Origin of the sequence: Duganella sacchari, assembly GCF_900143065.1 — a bacterium.
GTDB classification, from domain to species: domain Bacteria; phylum Pseudomonadota; class Gammaproteobacteria; order Burkholderiales; family Burkholderiaceae_D; genus Rugamonas; species Rugamonas sacchari.
The window spans coordinates 1-15676 of the sequence record NZ_FRCX01000006.1; the positions used below are offsets into that span (position 1 = coordinate 1).

General features: G+C 61.2%; 13 protein-coding genes. 11 read left to right on the forward strand and 2 right to left on the reverse strand.

What is annotated here, in order from left to right; translation table 11 throughout:
* Nucleotides 1-67 precede the first annotated feature (67 nt).
* Nucleotides 68-1393: an IS4 family transposase gene (locus BUA36_RS13960; RefSeq protein WP_072782653.1), complete on the forward strand. Its 1326-nt coding sequence runs from the start codon at nt 68-70 to the stop codon at nt 1391-1393.
* Nucleotides 1394-1430: 37 nt separating this feature from the next.
* Here the strand turns inward: BUA36_RS13960 and BUA36_RS13965 are convergent, their stop codons facing one another.
* The gene (locus BUA36_RS13965; protein WP_072785518.1) at nt 1431-2666 is read right to left on the reverse strand and encodes a dicarboxylate/amino acid:cation symporter; all 1236 of its coding nucleotides are present in this window, start codon (nt 2664-2666) and stop codon (nt 1431-1433) included.
* 219 nt (nt 2667-2885) lie between these two features.
* Here BUA36_RS13965 and BUA36_RS13970 point away from each other — a divergent pair, with 219 nt between their 5' ends.
* The 7 genes from BUA36_RS13970 to BUA36_RS14000 all read left to right on the forward strand — a co-directional run bounded on the left by BUA36_RS13970 (nt 2886) and on the right by BUA36_RS14000 (nt 10705).
* Nucleotides 2886-3611, forward strand: coding sequence for an amino acid ABC transporter ATP-binding protein (locus BUA36_RS13970; RefSeq protein WP_072785520.1), 726 nt, complete (start codon nt 2886-2888; stop codon nt 3609-3611).
* Entirely contained in the window at nt 3611-5059 is a 1449-nt protein-coding gene (locus tag BUA36_RS13975; RefSeq protein ID WP_072785522.1) for an amidohydrolase family protein, read from the forward strand. The genes BUA36_RS13970 and BUA36_RS13975 overlap by 1 nt, the downstream gene beginning before the upstream one ends.
* Nucleotides 5060-5118: 59 nt before the next feature.
* Complete coding sequence (locus tag BUA36_RS13980; RefSeq protein ID WP_084560160.1) at nt 5119-6480, forward strand: DUF2314 domain-containing protein; 1362 nt, start codon at nt 5119-5121, stop codon at nt 6478-6480.
* A 42-nt stretch (nt 6481-6522) separates the two neighbouring features.
* Entirely contained in the window at nt 6523-7575 is a 1053-nt protein-coding gene (gene pyrC, locus BUA36_RS13985) for a dihydroorotase (protein ID WP_072785524.1), read from the forward strand.
* Between the two features lie 3 nt (nt 7576-7578).
* Nucleotides 7579-8376 (forward strand): DUF3025 domain-containing protein, encoded by a 798-nt coding sequence (locus tag BUA36_RS13990; RefSeq protein ID WP_072785526.1) that lies wholly within the window; start codon nt 7579-7581, stop codon nt 8374-8376.
* 50 nt (nt 8377-8426) lie between these two features.
* The gene (locus tag BUA36_RS13995) at nt 8427-9422 is read left to right on the forward strand and encodes a Gfo/Idh/MocA family protein (RefSeq protein WP_072785528.1); all 996 of its coding nucleotides are present in this window, start codon (nt 8427-8429) and stop codon (nt 9420-9422) included.
* Nucleotides 9423-9493: 71 nt separating this feature from the next.
* The gene (locus BUA36_RS14000) at nt 9494-10705 is read left to right on the forward strand and encodes an MFS transporter (protein WP_072785530.1); all 1212 of its coding nucleotides are present in this window, start codon (nt 9494-9496) and stop codon (nt 10703-10705) included.
* Nucleotides 10706-10917: 212 nt separating this feature from the next.
* Here BUA36_RS14000 and recG read toward each other — a convergent pair whose 3' ends face one another.
* Nucleotides 10918-12984, reverse strand: coding sequence for an ATP-dependent DNA helicase RecG (recG, locus tag BUA36_RS14005; RefSeq protein ID WP_072785532.1), 2067 nt, complete (start codon nt 12982-12984; stop codon nt 10918-10920).
* A gap of 87 nt (nt 12985-13071) precedes the next feature.
* Between recG and queA the strand changes: the two genes are divergently transcribed.
* The 3 genes from queA to yajC all read left to right on the forward strand — a co-directional run bounded on the left by queA (nt 13072) and on the right by yajC (nt 15647).
* Entirely contained in the window at nt 13072-14097 is a 1026-nt protein-coding gene (gene queA / locus BUA36_RS14010) for a tRNA preQ1(34) S-adenosylmethionine ribosyltransferase-isomerase QueA (protein WP_072785535.1), read from the forward strand.
* Nucleotides 14098-14100: 3 nt separating this feature from the next.
* Entirely contained in the window at nt 14101-15240 is a 1140-nt protein-coding gene (gene tgt, locus BUA36_RS14015; protein ID WP_072785537.1) for a tRNA guanosine(34) transglycosylase Tgt, read from the forward strand.
* 119 nt (nt 15241-15359) lie between these two features.
* Nucleotides 15360-15647: a preprotein translocase subunit YajC gene (gene yajC / locus BUA36_RS14020; RefSeq protein ID WP_202413759.1), complete on the forward strand. Its 288-nt coding sequence runs from the start codon at nt 15360-15362 to the stop codon at nt 15645-15647.
* Nucleotides 15648-15676 lie beyond the last annotated feature (29 nt).

Here is a 15676-nt window from a genome sequence, read left to right on the forward strand (position 1 = left end):
TAAGACTGAACGGCATTTTTATTTTGAAGAGTTGTAAACGTAAGAATGGCCTGTTAACCTTCGGTTCATGCTTGATGACGCGATCCATTTTTTAGCCGAAACCCAAGATGTCCCGAACTGGGAGCGTCTGGGCCAGCACTTGCCTGTTGAGTGGATAGAGCAAGCCGTCCAGTACACAGGCAAAGCCAGTATCCGTCAACGTCGTTTGCCTGCTGAGCAAGTGGTTTGGTTGGTCGTGGCGTTGGCACTGTACCGCCATCAATCGATCAGTGAGGTGCTTGATGATCTGGAGCTTGCGCTACCGGATTTGCAAGTGCCTTATGTGAGCAAGAGCGCCATTGCGCAGGCTCGCCAGCGTGTGGGGGCAGCGCCGCTGCAGATGCTATTTGAATTGTCTGCCAAGGCGTGGGGTGAGCAAGACGCGAAGCAGTATCAACTTAAAGGGCTGCGCTTATTCGCACTCGATGGTACGACCTTGAAGACCGCCGACACACCAGAACAGCGGGAGCATTTCGGTGCTCAAGCTTATGCCAAGGTAGTGTCAAGTTATCCGCAAGTACGCGCCGTTACGCTGACGGACGTATCAACCCACCTGATTCGCTGCGCCGCCTTCGGTCCCTACGGTAGCAATGAAATGCAGTATGCAAAAGAGCTCCTGCCGTCGATCCCCGATAACTCACTGACAGCCTTCGATAAGGGCTTCATGGCAGCGGAAATCCTCTGCGGCCTGACTGGCAATGGCAATAACCGCCATTACATCATTCCCGCCAAAGCCAACACCAAATGGCAATTACTGGAACCACCATCCGATGACGTGCTGATCGAACTGCGACTGGCTCAGCAGGTACGGAAGAAACGGCCTGACCTGCCTGAGTTCTGGCAGGCGCGAGCCATCACGGTGATCGATAGCCAAGCGCGCAAGCATGTCTTGCTGACGTCGCTTCTGGACCGTAAGCGTTATACGAGCGCTGATATTGCGGCTTACTACAAGCGACGCTGGCAAATCGAAACGAGTTACCGGGAACTGAAGCAAAGCATGCTGGGTAAGGCATTAACCTTGCGCAGCAAAACAGTCGATGGGGTATATCAGGAAATCTGGGGGACACTGACTGCTTACAATTTGGTCCGCCTTGAAATGGCCAAGGCGGCACTCGCAGTCAAATGCGATCCGACCGAAATCAGCTTTATCCGTGCCTTCCACATTATTCAATATGAACTGCATTGGGCTGCGGTTGTTCGTTCCTACGGCAAGTTACCGGCTTTACTTCAGCGCCTACGCAAACGGCTCGTCGATCTTCTAAATGAAGAACGGCCCGATCGCCATTACGATCGGGCCGTTAAAGCGCTGCCTAAACGTTACACCGTACGAGTCTTAAAACGAGACCTTAACTGAACGGCATTACACCGCGAGGTGGCTTTTTGGTTGATGCTTATGCCGTTTTCGGCGGGTCCATCTCGCCTTCCCACTTGGCGACGACGGCGGTGGCGATGCCGTTGCCGATGACGTTGGTTGCGGAGCGCGCCATGTCGAGGAAGTGGTCGATGCCCAGCAGCAGCAGCATGCCGGCTTCCGGAATGTTGAACTGGCCCAGCGTCGCCGCAATCACCACCAGCGATGCGCGCGGCACGCCGGCCATGCCTTTGGAGGTCAGCATCAGCACCATCATCATGGTCATCTGCTGGCCCAGCGACATTTCAATGCCATATGCCTGGGCGATGAACACGGTGGCGAAGGTGCAGTACATCATCGAGCCGTCCAGGTTGAACGAGTAGCCGATGGGCAGCACGAACGAGGCGATGCGGTTGCGTACGCCGAAACGCTCCAGGCCTTCCAGCGTTTTTGGATAAGCCGCTTCGCTCGATGCGGTCGAGAAGGCCAGCAGCGCCGGGCTGCGCATTTCCTTCATCAGCGCGAACACGCGGCCTTTGAGGAACAGGAAGCCAATGAAGATCAGCAGCGCCCACAGCAGCGCGATGCCGAAGTAGAACTCGGCCATGAACACGCCGTAGGTCGACAGTACGCCCAGGCCGCTCTTGGCGATGGTGCCTGCCACAGCCGCAAACACGGCAAACGGGGCAAATTTCATCACGTAGCCGGTGACTTTCAGCATCACGTGCGCAACGCCGTCCAGCGCTTCAATCAGCGCGTTGGCTTTCTGGCCAATGGCTGCCGCTGCCGAACCGAAGAACAGCGAGAAAATCACGATCTGCAGGATTTCGTTCTTGGCCATGCCGTCGACGATCGACGATGGCACCAGGTGGGTGACGAAATCTTTCAGGGTCAGGCTGGAGGTTGCCAGATCAGCCTTGGCGGCGGTGGCGGCCATGTGGCCCAGCAGCGCGTCGCCGGGACGGAACAGGTTGACCAGCACCAGACCCAGGCTCAGCGACATCAGCGAGGCGAGGAAGAACCAGCCCAGCGTTTTCACGCCAACCCGGCCCACTGCCGACGCATCGCCCATCTTGGCAATGCCGCACACCAGCGTCGAGAACACCAGCGGCGCGATAATCATCTTGATCAGGCGCAGGAACAGCGTGGTAATCAGCGCCATGGTATCGGCAAAGCCGGCCGGATGTTCCAGATTGGTATTGGCGAAGTAGCCTGTAATGATGCCTAGCACCAGTCCAATCAGGATGTACGTAGTCAATCGGCTTTGTTTATTCATGTTTTTGGGTTTCCTGTGGTAGTGTCTCTCTGGGCCTGCGCATGGGGCGGGATGGCCGCCGTTGCGGTCTTCTTGGCGTGGCGACAGCCGGTTGTTGGGTGCGCCGACTGCTGAAACTCTTGGCAAGTTCCGCAGTATCCTTGTGGGCAAGGGCGCTGTCAAGCGCGCAGAATGCCGCGTATACAGGGCTGTGGGGCGGACAGAATATTCTTTTTACCTATGATCGAAATTACAAATATCAGCAAGTGGTACGGGCAATTCCAGGTGTTGAAGGACTGTAGCACCCGGGTGGAAAAGGGCGATGTGATGGTGATTTGCGGCCCATCCGGCTCCGGCAAGTCCACCCTGATCAAGACCGTCAACGGGCTGGAACCGTTCCAGCAGGGGCATATTACCGTGGACGGCACGGCGGTCGGCGCCAAGGGCACGGATCTGCCGGCGCTGCGTGCGCGCATCGGCATGGTGTTCCAGAATTTCGAGCTGTTCCCCCATCTGTCGGTGCGCGACAACCTGACGCTGGGCCAGATCAAGGTGCTGGGCCGCAGCGACGAGGAGGCCACGGCGCGTGGCTTGCAGTACCTGGACCGGGTCGGCCTGCTGGCGCAGCAGGATAAATTCCCGAGCCAGCTGTCGGGCGGCCAGCAGCAGCGCGTGGCCATTGCCCGCGCGCTGGCCATGGACCCGATCGCCATGCTGTTTGACGAACCGACCTCGGCGCTGGACCCGGAAATGATTAACGAGGTGCTCGACGTCATGGTCGGCCTGGCGCAGGAGGGCATGACCATGATGGTGGTTACCCACGAAATGGGCTTTGCCCGCAAGGTCGCCAACCGGGTGGTGTTCATGGACCAGGGCAGCATTCTCGAAGACAGCAGCAAGGACGAATTTTTCCACGCGCCGCAAACCGAGCGCGCGCGCGATTTCTTGGCTCGTATAATTCACTGATGAAAATTTCTCTTAAGCAATTAAGTGGCGCGATGCTGGCGCTGGGACTCCTGAGCGCCGCGCACGCGGCAGACAAGATCGCTGCCGACCTGGTGCTGACCAAGGCGACGCTGATCGATGTGGCGGGCGGCAAGGCGGTCAAAGGCAAATCGGTGGTGCTCAAGGGCGACACGATCCTGGCGGTGGTGGATGACCAGCAGTTGTCCCGCTATGCTGCCAAAAAAACCATCAGCCTGCCGGGCAAGTATGTGATGCCGGGCCTGTGGGACACGCATGTGCATTTTGGCGGCGGTCCGGCGCTGATCGACGAGAACAAGCATTTGCTGCAGCTGTATCTGGCGTATGGCATCACGGCCGTGCGCGATTGCTCGGGCGACCTGCCGGACACCGTGCTGCAGTGGCGCGACCAGGTGAACGCAGGCCAGCTGGAAGGGCCGACCATCTTTACCTCGGCCGCCAAGCTGGAAGGCTACAAGCCGCTGTGGAAGGGCACGATTGAAGTCGGCACGCCGGAAGAAGTCAGTAGGGCGCTCGACAAGCTGCAAGGCCAGAAGGTGGACTTCGTCAAGATCACCGAAAACACGCTGAAGCCGGAGATTTATCTGGAAGCGCTGCGCCAGGCCAAGGAACGCGGCATGCGTACCTCGGGCCATATTCCGGTGCAGCTGACCCTGGCCACGATGTTTGATGCGGGACTGGGCACGGTCGAGCACCAGTCCTACCTGCTGCGCGCGGCCACGCCCAAAGAGAAAGAGCTGACCGATCAGGTTGCTGCAGGCACCCTGACCAGCAAGGAAGCCATGCAGCAAAGCCTGGCGACCTATGATGAGGCGACGGCACGTGCGTCGTTCCGCTATATGGCATCCAAGGGCACGGCCATGGTGCCGACCCTGTCGGTGTCGCGCGTGGTGGCGTATCTGGACCATGACGATCACGCGCATGACGAAGCTTTGCAGTACATCGGCAAAGGCCTGCGTGCTACCTACGATTGGCGCGTACAGCGCGCGGCGCAAGATGATGCGGCCGCCATCGCGCAGCGCAAGGCGGTGTTTGAGAAAGCCGCCTCGCTGCTGCCTATCCTGCAGCAGGAGGGCGTGAGCATCATCGCCGGCACGGACGCGGGCTTCCTGAATTCATATGACTATCCCGGCCAGGCGCTACATGATGAAATCGGCCTGTACGTGAACTATGGCCTGACGGCGCCGCAAGCGCTGCAAACGGCCGTGATCAACGGCCCGCGCTTCCTTGGCAAGCTGGACCGCTATGGCGCGCTGGAGGCCGGCAAGGCCGCCGACGTGCTGGTGCTGGACGCCAATCCGCTGCAAGACATTGCGGCCACGCGCAAGATCCGCACCGTCATCAGCCGGGGCAGCGTTTATGACCGCAAGCGCCTGGACAAAATCCTGGCCGACACCAAGGCCTGGGCGGCACAGACCACAGCGGAGTAAGCGCCAACCGCCGTGCGAAAAGCGGCATAATGTCGGTTTGATAATTAACTGAGACCGTCATGCCGCTATTTCGCTCCCTGTTTTTCTGCCTGATCTGGTTAGCCTCTGCCGCCGGTGCGGCGGAGGTGTTCCCGGCCGGTGCGCCGATGCGCGGACCGGTGAGTTTTATTTATGCGGTGTATTACGCCACGCCGCCGGCCAGCAAACCGTTGGCGGTACTGGCCGAGGTGGATGCCAGGCAGGGCAACAAGATCAAGCTGGTGCAGAGTTTCCCCAAGGAGCTGACCCAGCCGCTGGCCATGGCCAGCTGGGTGGACACCGCGCAAAAGACCTACACGCCGCCCGACCTGCAGCACATCAAATACTTTGGCCGTGGCCTGACGCCCGCGCAGGCGGAGGCATTGCAGCAGGCCCAGCATGTGCTGTCGCTCGAGTTTGCCATGCCGGCCACGCCGACCTACGCCGGCCAGCAAGCCGCCGACCGCCTGGTGCTCCAGGTCGCCGAGCAGACCCAGGGCCTGATCTGGGACGAAGAAACCCGTGAAATCTTCACCCCCGATGCGTGGCGCAAACGGCATGTCGACAGCTGGCAGGGTGACACGCCCAATGCGCTCACGCAAACCGTCATCCACGCCTATCAGGGCGACAAAATGCTGCGCGCCATTACGCTGGGTATGGCCAAGTTCGGCCTGCCGGACGTGGTGGTGAATGATTTTTCGCGCTCGAACAACGCCCAGGTCGGCAATGCCATCGTGGCGCTGTCACAAGCCATGGTGGAAGGCCAGTCCGTCGGCCAGGATGGCACGGTGACGCTGAGTCTGAACAAGCTCAAACACGAGGACGTCAAAAGCGCGCAACGGCATACCTCGAAGCCCAATGCCAAACCCAGCGTGCAGATTGTGCTGTACAAGAGCAAACCGGAGCAGGGCGACCCACAAAACCGCCTGCTGGAACTGGGTTTTGAACGTTACCCCGGCCCTGACCGTTACGCGCGGCAGGTCGCGCTGTTCATGGACCTGTATGGCTTCAGCGATGAGGTTCAGAAAATCAAACACACCGACGCCATACTCGCCGCCAGCAAGGCCGCCAAGGCAAAGCTGCCTGCGCTGCGTACCGCCTTCAATGCCGGCCTGAAACCGGGCGAGTACCTGCTGGTCAAAGCGCCGTTTGCGACGCCTGACCAGCGCAACGAATGGATGTGGGTGGAAGTGACCCAGTGGCGCGACAAGCAAATCACCGGCCTGCTCAACAATGAACCTGCCCAAATTCCAACGCTGCATAGTGGTCAAATTGTCAAGGTGGCGATGGACGATGTGTTCGACTACATCCACCGCTACGGCGACGGCAAAGAGGACGGTAACGAGACCGGTAAGCTCATGGAAGCCCAGTACGCTGGCAAAAAAGACGCACAAAGCAGGTAAAATATCGGCTATTCGCATTTGATAGCCTGAAAGCCCGCCGCCATGTCCGACCTCGAACAAGCCCCATCCAGCATCACCATCATCCGCCCAGACGACTGGCATTTGCACTTGCGCGATGGCGCGACGCTGGCCAGCGTGCTGCCGCACAGCGCCCGCCAGTTCGGCCGCGCGATTGTGATGCCGAATCTGAAACCGCCGGTCACCACTACCGAGGCGGCAGTCGCCTATCGCGAGCGCATCCTGGCGGCGCTGCCGGAAGGCATGTCGTTCGAGCCGCTGATGACGCTCTATCTGACCAATAACACGCAGCCAGATGAAATCCTGCGCGCGCAGGAGAGCGGCGTGGTGCACGCGGTCAAGCTGTACCCGGCCGGCGCCACCACCAACTCGGACGCCGGCGTGACCGATCTGTCCAACTGCTACAAGGTGCTGGAAAAGATGCAGGAAGTCGGCATGCCGTTCCTGGTGCACGGCGAAGTGACCGACCAGGACATCGACCTGTTCGACCGCGAGGCGGTGTTCATCGAGCGCGTGATGCGCCCGCTGCGCCGCGACTTCCCGGCGCTGAATATCGTGTTCGAACACATCACCACCAAGCACGCCGCGCAGTACGTGGCGGAAGCGGAAGGCCCGATCGCCGCGACCATCACCGCCCACCACCTGCTGTACAACCGTAACGACATCTTCAAGGGCGGCATCCGTCCGCATTACTACTGCCTGCCGGTGCTGAAACGTGAAGAGCACCGCCTGGCGCTGGTGACGGCGGCCACCAGCGGCGACGAGCGCTTCTTCCTCGGCACCGACTCGGCGCCGCACGCGCAAGGCGCCAAGGAAGCCGCCTGCGGTTGCGCCGGCTGCTACACCGCGCTGCACGCGATGGAGCTGTATGCCGAAGCCTTCGAACGCGCCGGTGCGCTGGACAAGCTGGAAGCTTTCGCCAGCCTGAATGGTCCGGCCTTCTACAACCTGCCGGTCAACGAAGGCAAGATTACGCTGAAGCGCGAGCAGTGGACGCTGCCGGAAGCCCTGCCGCTGGCAGACCAGCAGGTAATCCCGCTGAACGCTGGCGAAACCATCAACTGGAAAATGGTTTAAGCAGTGCTGGACGCAGTCGACTGGTCGCGCCCCTGGTACGAGTCCGTACGCGGCGCGGCTGGCTGCCTGTCGGCGCAAGCCCACTTCCGCGATGAATTCAGCAAGCAGGCCGCCGCGCTGGGCCTGCGCAATCACCTCGGGTTGCCGATCTCGTTTGTGCCGCAGGAGGATTTGCCGGAGGGGACCGCATATGAAGAGCACATCGGCGCCAGCGGCTGCGTGCCGACCCGCGACAACTTCCATGATTTCTTCAACGGCCTGGTATGGCTGACCTTCCCGCGCATCAAAGTGCAGCTGAACGCCTTGCAGGCGGCGCAGATCGCGCAGGATGGCGTCGGCAAATCGCGCGGTCCCGCACGTGATGCTGCGACCATCTTCGATGAGAACGCAGCTCTGCTGGTGGCACGCGATAACGCAGACGGCCATGCACTGATTGATGCGCTGCGTGAGCATCGCTGGCAGGAAGCGTTCCTGACGCGCCGCGCGCAATGGGGGACGGATGCCCAGGTCTGGCTGTTCGGCCACGCGCTGATGGAAAAGCTGGTCGCGCCGCGCAAGGCCATGACCGCGCATACACGCATCGTGCTGGCCAGCGACGCATTCTTCACGCTGGACCACGAAGGCCGCCGCGCATGGCTGGATGCCAAAGTCGCGCAGCAATTGCTGGACGAGGAATTGACCACCTCCAGCTTCACGCCGATGCAGGCGCTGGGTGTGCCTGGCTGGTGGCCGGAGCAGGACCAGGCGTTCTATGCCGACGCAACGGTGTTCCGCCCGAAACGCATAAGCGCAGTAAAATAATCCGCTCGACATCAACCAATTCGCCGCCGACGCGGCAGAAAGTGCACGCCATGACGCAGCCAATCCGCTGGGGTATTCTGGGCACCGGCAAAATCGCCAAAGCCTTCGCTACTGCATTGAAGGACACGCCTGATGCCCAACTGGCCGCCGTTGCTTCGCGCACTGTAGATAGCGCTAACACCTTCGCGCAGGCGTATGGCGCCGGGCGTGCCCACGGCAGCTATCAGGCGCTGGCTGATGATCCTGACGTCGATGTCATCTACATCGGCACGCCGCACCCCATGCACCACGAGAACGCGCTGATGTGCCTACACGGCGGCAAGGCGGTGCTGGTGGAGAAGTCGTTCACTATGAACCGTCGTCAGGCCGAAGACATCATCAATCTCGCGCGCGCGAAAAAACTGTTCGTGATGGAAGCCATGTGGACGCGCTTCATGCCGGCCATTGTGGAAGCCAAGCGCATCGTCGACAGCGGCGAGATCGGCAAGCCGGCCAATGTCAGCGCCGATTTCGGCTTCACGTCGGATGCTGGCCCGGAGCATCGCCTGTTCGCGCCGGAGCTGGGCGGTGGCGCGCTGCTGGACCTGGGCATCTATCCGCTGTCGATGGCGTCGTACTTCCTCGGTCCTGTCACGGGCGTCAAGGCGCAGGCGGAGATGACGGCCACCGGCGTCGATATGCAGACCGCATTCACCTTGCAGCATAAAGGCGGCGCCGTGTCGGCCTGCTCGTGCAGCCTGCGTTCGCGCACGCCGACCGAATTGACCATCTCCGGCACCAAGGGCTTTGTGCGCCTGCATGACCGCTTCCACAGCACGGACAGCATCAGCGTTACGCTGGTGGACGGCGGCTCGCGCGGCGAACGCACTATCACGCTGCCGAAAAGCGGCAACGGCTACACGCACGAAGCGCAGGAAGTTGGCCGCTGCCTGCGCGCAGGCCTGATCGAAAGCCCGGTGATGCCGCACGAAGAAACCCTGTCCATCATGGGCGCACTCGACGAAATCCGCGCGCAGATCGGTCTGCGTTATCCATCCGACGAGTAGGGCGTCTCAAGCGCGGTTGGCGCGAACTGGTTAAAATCGGGGAATATGATTTTAATAACCGGGGATAGACCATGTTCACCGCCGACCGCGCACCCTCCTTGAAAACCGTGCTGCTCGCCACTGGCGTCGTGCTGACGCTGGCCATGGGCGTGCGCCATGGCTTTGGCTTCTGGATGCAGCCGATCTCCCAGGCCAACGGCTGGACGCGCGAGACCTATTCGCTGGCGCAGGCGATGCAGAATCTGATGTGGGGCGCGTTTGGTCCGTTCGCCGGCATGGCGGCCGACCGCTTCGGCACCATGCGCGTGGTGCTGGTGGGCGCCGTCTCGTACATGCTCGGCCTGGTGTGGATGGCGACGATCACGCATCCGACCATGTTCGTGCTGGGCTCCGGCGTGTTTATCGGCATAGGCCTGGCGTGTACCGCGTTCGGCGCGGTGAGCGGCATCATTGGCCGTGTGGCGCCGGTGGAGAAGCGTTCATGGGCGTTTGGTATTTCCGGCGCGGCCAGCTCGTTTGGCCAGTTCATGATGATGCCGATTGAGCAGCAGCTGATTTCCGCCGTCGGCTGGCAGAGCGCCTTCTACATCCTGGGCGGCCTGATCGTGCTGCTGATGGTGCCGATGGCCTTCCATCTGCGCGAGCCTGCGGTGACGCATGCACACGGCCCGCAGCAAAGCATCCGCGAGGCGGCCAGCGAGGCGCTGGGGAATCGCTCCTTCCTGTTCCTGTTGACCGGTTATTTCGTCTGCGGCTTCCAGGTGGTGTTCATCGGCGTGCATTTGCCCGCGTATCTGAAAGATAAGGGCATTGCCAATCCAAGCGTGGCGGTGATGGCGCTGGCGCTGATAGGCTTGTTCAACATCTTCGGTTCCTACTACGCGGGCAAGCTGGGTGGACGCTTCCCCAAACGCTACCTGCTGTCGACGATTTACTTCTCGCGCTCCGTGGTGATCTCGCTATTCCTGCTGGCGCCATTGATGCCGGCATCGGTATACCTGTTTGCGGCGGCGATGGGCGTGCTGTGGCTGTCCACGGTGCCACTCACCAACGGCATCATTGCCGGCGTATTTGGCGTCAAGCATATGTCCATGCTGGCCGGGATCGTCTTCTTCTCGCACCAGCTGGGCAGCTTCCTGGGCGTGTGGCTGGGCGGTTATCTGTACACCAGCACCGGCAGCTACGACATCGTGTGGGGCATCGCGATAGCGCTGGGCGTGATGTCCGGCCTGATCAACCTGCCGATCAGCGAACGCCCAGTGGTGCGCGCACAGGTGGCATGATGAAGACCAGGCTGCTACGCGCCATCGTCGCCGTGGTGCTGGCGCTGATCTTCGCGTCGTACTTGCAGCCAGACTTTGTGGTCGATCTAGCGAACCGCATCTACCTCTGCTTTTAGTATAGTTCGGGGTCAGTGCCGACATTCGGACACAGCCTCTGCCGTAGGCGTGCCTACGGCAGAGGCTGTGTCCGAATGTCGGTACTGACCCCGAACTTAGACTTTGAGGAATTCTTCGCGGCCGCCTAGCCAGCGGGCGAGGTGGGCTTCGACGGTGGCGGCTTTTTCCGGGCTGTCGGAGTGCAGCAGGTCGTGGGCGACGTCGCGTGCCTGGTCGACCAGCCAGCTGTCGGTTTCCAGGTCGGCGAAGCGCAGCATGGCCTGGCCGGACTGGCGTGCGCCGAGGAATTCGCCGGGGCCTCGGATCTCCAGGTCGCGCCGGGCGATTTCGAAACCGTCCGTGGTTTCGCGCATGGTCATCAGGCGCTGCTTGGCGACGTGCCCCAGCGGGCTTTGATACAGCAGCAGGCAGACTGACGCCGCCGAACCCCGGCCCACGCGGCCGCGCAGCTGGTGCAGCTGCGACAGGCCAAAACGCTCGGCGTGCTCAATCACCATCAGCGATGCATTCGGAACGTCAACCCCTACTTCGATCACAGTGGTGGCGACCAGCACCTGCATCTCGTTGGCGGTGAAGGCGTCCATCACCAATTGCTTCTCCGCCGGCTTCATGCGGCCGTGGACCAGACCGACATTCAGGTCGGGCAGGGCTTCGGCCAGCAGGGCGTGCGTCTCGGTCGCGGTTTGCAGTTGCAGCGCTTCCGATTCTTCGATCAGCGGACAGACCCAGTACACCTGGCGGCCTTCCTGCGCGGCGGCGTGTACGCGTTCGATCACTTCGTCGCGGCGGTTCTGGTCGATGGCGCGCGTGACGATGGGGCTGCGGCCGGGCGGCAGTTCGTCGATCACGGAGACTTCCAGGTCGGCGTAGTAGGTCATGGCCAGCGTGCGCGGGATCGGCGTGGCGGACATCATGAGCTGGTGCGGCACGGAGCCGGCGACGCCTTTGTTGCGCAACAAAAGCCGCTGGCCGACGCCAAAGCGGTGCTGCTCGTCGACGATGGACAGACCGAGGTTTTCAAACGTCACCACGTCTTGCAGCAGCGCGTGGGTGCCGACCACGAGGCGGGCTTCGCCGGATTCGATCATGTCGTAGGCGGCCTGTTTTTCTTTTTTCTTCAGGCTGCCGGTCAGCCAGGCGACCTTGACGCCCAGCGGTTCCATCCACGCGGCGATCTTGCGGAAGTGCTGTTCCGCCAGGATTTCGGTCGGCGCCATCAGCGCGGCCTGATAACCGCTGTCGATCGCCTGCGCAGCCGCCAGCGCGGACACCACGGTCTTGCCGCTGCCGACGTCGCCCTGCAGCAGGCGCTGCATCGGATAGGGCTGGCGCAGATCGGCGCTGATCTCGGCCAGCACGCGCTGTTGCGCGCCTGTCAGCTTGAACGGCAGCACCGCCTGCAGGTCGCGCGACAACGTGCCAACCTTGGTGAGCGCCGGCGAACCTTTGGCGCGGCGCGCACGCTGCGCGCGTTTGAGTGACAGCTGCTGCGCCAGCAGTTCGTCGAACTTGACCCGCGTCCACGCCGGATGCGAGCGGTCGGCCAGTGCGTAGTTGTCCACTTGCTGCGGCGGATAGTGCAGCAGCTTGACGGCCGGCTCCAGGTCGGACAGCTGTAATTGCTGGCGCAGGGAGGCGGGCAGCGTGTCGGTCCAGTCGACACGCTTCATGGCTTCGTTGATAGCCTTGCGCAGCACGGGCTGCGACAGGCCCTCGCCGGACGGATAGACCGGCGTCAGCGAGGTTGGCAGCGGCGCGCCCTGGTTGACCACCTTGTAGGCCGGGTGCACCATCTCGGCGCCGAAGAAGCCGTGCTTCAATTCGCCGCGCGCGCGCACCCGCGTGCCCTCGGCCAGCTGCTTGACCTGGCTGCCGTAGAAATTCATGAAACGCAGCTGCAATTCGCCCGTGTCATCGCTGATATGCACCAACAGCTGGCGCCGGGGCTTGTAGGTGATCTCGTTTTTTACAACAACGCCCTCAACTTGGGAGGTGTCGCCGCCGTGCAGCCGGGCCTCTTCGATGGTGATGACCTGAGTCTCATCCTCGTAACGCATGGGCAGGTGCAACACCAGGTCCATATCGGTGTGCAGGCCCAATTTGGCCAGTTTGGCCTCTGCGCTGATGATTTTTTTAGCAGTTTTCGGCGGTGAAACAGGCATATAGCGTAAAATAGAGGGTTGGCCGCCGGTATTGTAAGGCTAGCACCGGCTTAAGGCCTACCGTATCTTTGTTAACAGAGTCCGCACATGTATTCGCTTTCCGATTTCGATTTTAACTTGCCGCAAGAACGTATTGCGCAATTCCCGCTGCCAGACCGCAGCGCTTCCCGTCTGCTGCATCTGGACGGGAAGCAGATTATCGACCGCCAGTTCGCCGACATCGTCGCGCAGCTGCAAGCCGGCGACCTGCTGGTGATGAACAATACCCGCGTGCTGAAGGCGCGTTTCTTCGGCACCAAGGAGAGCGGCGGCAAGGTCGAGGCGCTGGTGGAGCGCGTGCTGGATAACCGCACCGTGCTGGCCCAGGTGCGCGCCTCGCGCTCGCCGCTGGCGGGCACCAAGATGCGTCTGGCCGATGCGTTTGACGTGACCGTGGGCGAGCGCGCCGGCGAGTTCTTCACGCTGCATTTCGATGCCGATGTGTTTGACCTCATCGAAGCGCATGGCCGTCTGCCGCTGCCGCCGTACATCGAGCACGATGCGGATTCGTTTGACGAAAACCGCTATCAGACCGTGTTCAACAAGGTGCCGGGCGCCGTTGCCGCGCCCACCGCCGGCCTGCACTTTGACGAGCCGTTACTGGAGAAGCTGAAAGCCAAGGGTGTCAACTTTGCCTACGTGACGCTGCACGTGGGCGCAGGCACCTTCCAGCCGGTGCGTCACGAAAACCTGTCCGATCACCAGATGCATACCGAGTGGTACACCATGCCGCAGGAGACGGTGGATGCGGTGCGCGCGGCGCGTGCTGCCGGCCGGGATGTGGTGGCGGTCGGCACGACCTCGCTGCGCGCGCTGGAGTCGGCGTCGCAGAGCGGCCAGCTGGAGGCCGGCAGCGCGGATACGGCGCTGTTCATCACGCCAGGCTACCAGTTCAAGACCGTGACCCGCCTGATTACCAATTTCCACCTGCCGAAGTCGACGCTGCTGATGCTGGTGTCGGCGTTTGCCGGTTTTGAAGAGATCCGCGCCGCCTACGCGCATGCGATCGCCAATGAATACCGCTTCTTCAGCTACGGCGACGCCATGCTGCTGACGACGCAAAACAAGGAATAAGACATGCTGGAATTTAAACTGCACAAGACCGATACCACCGGCGTGACCAAGGCCCGCCGTGGCGAGGTCAAGCTGAACCATGGCGTGGTGCAAACGCCGATTTTCATGCCGGTTGGTACTTACGGCTCGGTGAAAGCCATGTCGCCGCTGGAACTCAAGGAAATCAATGCCCAGATCATCCTCGGCAACACCTTCCACCTGTGGCTGCGTCCTGGCAATGACGTCATGGCCAAATTCGGCGGCCTGCATGACTTCATGGGCTGGGACAAGCCGATCCTGACCGACTCCGGCGGCTTCCAGGTGTTTTCGCTGGGCGCGATGCGCAAGATTACCGAAGAAGGCGTGCACTTCAACTCGCCCATCAATGGTGACAAGCTGTTCCTGTCGCCGGAAATCTCGATGCAGATCCAGCGCGTGCTGAATTCGGACATCGTGATGCAGTTCGACGAATGCACGCCATACGAAATCAACAACCGCCCGGCCACGCTGGACGAAGCGGCCAAGTCGATGCGCATGTCGCTGCGCTGGGCGCAACGCTCCCATGACGAATTCCACCGCGGCGAGAACCCGAACGCGCTGTTCGGCATCGTCCAGGGCGGCATGTTCGAGAAGCTGCGCGACGAGTCGCTGGCCGGTCTGGAAGAAATCGACTTCCCGGGCCTGGCGATCGGCGGCCTGTCGGTGGGCGAGCCGAAAGAAGACATGATGCGCATTCTGCAACACGTCGGCCCGAAACTGCCGGCCAACAAGCCGCACTATCTGATGGGCGTCGGCACGCCGGAAGACCTGGTGGCCGGCGTGTCCCATGGCGTCGATATGTTCGACTGCGTGATGCCTACCCGTAACGCCCGCAACGGCTGGATCTTCACCCGCTTTGGCGACGTCAAGATCAAGAACGCCCGTTACAAGGATGACAAGGAGCCGTTCGACAGCACCTGCAGCTGCTACGCCTGCAAGAACTTCTCGCGCGCCTATCTGCACCACCTGAACCGTACCCAGGAAATCCTCGGTGCGCGCCTGAATACCATCCACAACCTGCACTATTACCTGGACATCATGCAGCAGATGCGCGACGCCCTGGATGCAGACCGTTTCCCGGCGTGGGTACAGCAATTCCACGCCGACCGCGCACGAGGGGTGTAAAAGTCCTAACGCCATCCGGCCAGTGCTAGAATACAGCGCTGTTTTTTAAACTATAGATATCGGAGTCACCTGTGTTCTTCATTTCCAATGCTTATGCCCAATCCAATCCACTCGAAGCGATGGGCTCGTCCGGCTTCCTGGGCCAGTATGGTTTCCTGATTCTGATGTTCGTGGCCATGTACTTCCTGATGATCCGTCCTCAGCAGAAGCGCGCCAAGGAACAAAAAGCCATGATGGAAGCCCTGGCCAAAGGCGACGAAGTCGTCACCGTCGGCGGCGTACTGGGCAAGATCTCCAAGATTAACGACCAATACCTGACCCTGGAAGTGTCCAGCGGCGCCGAAATGATGGTGCAGAAGAACGCCGTGACCATGGTTCTGCCAAAAGGCACGATCAAGGCGCTGTAATCTTGCCGGCCCGCCTGTGTGCGGGCCGT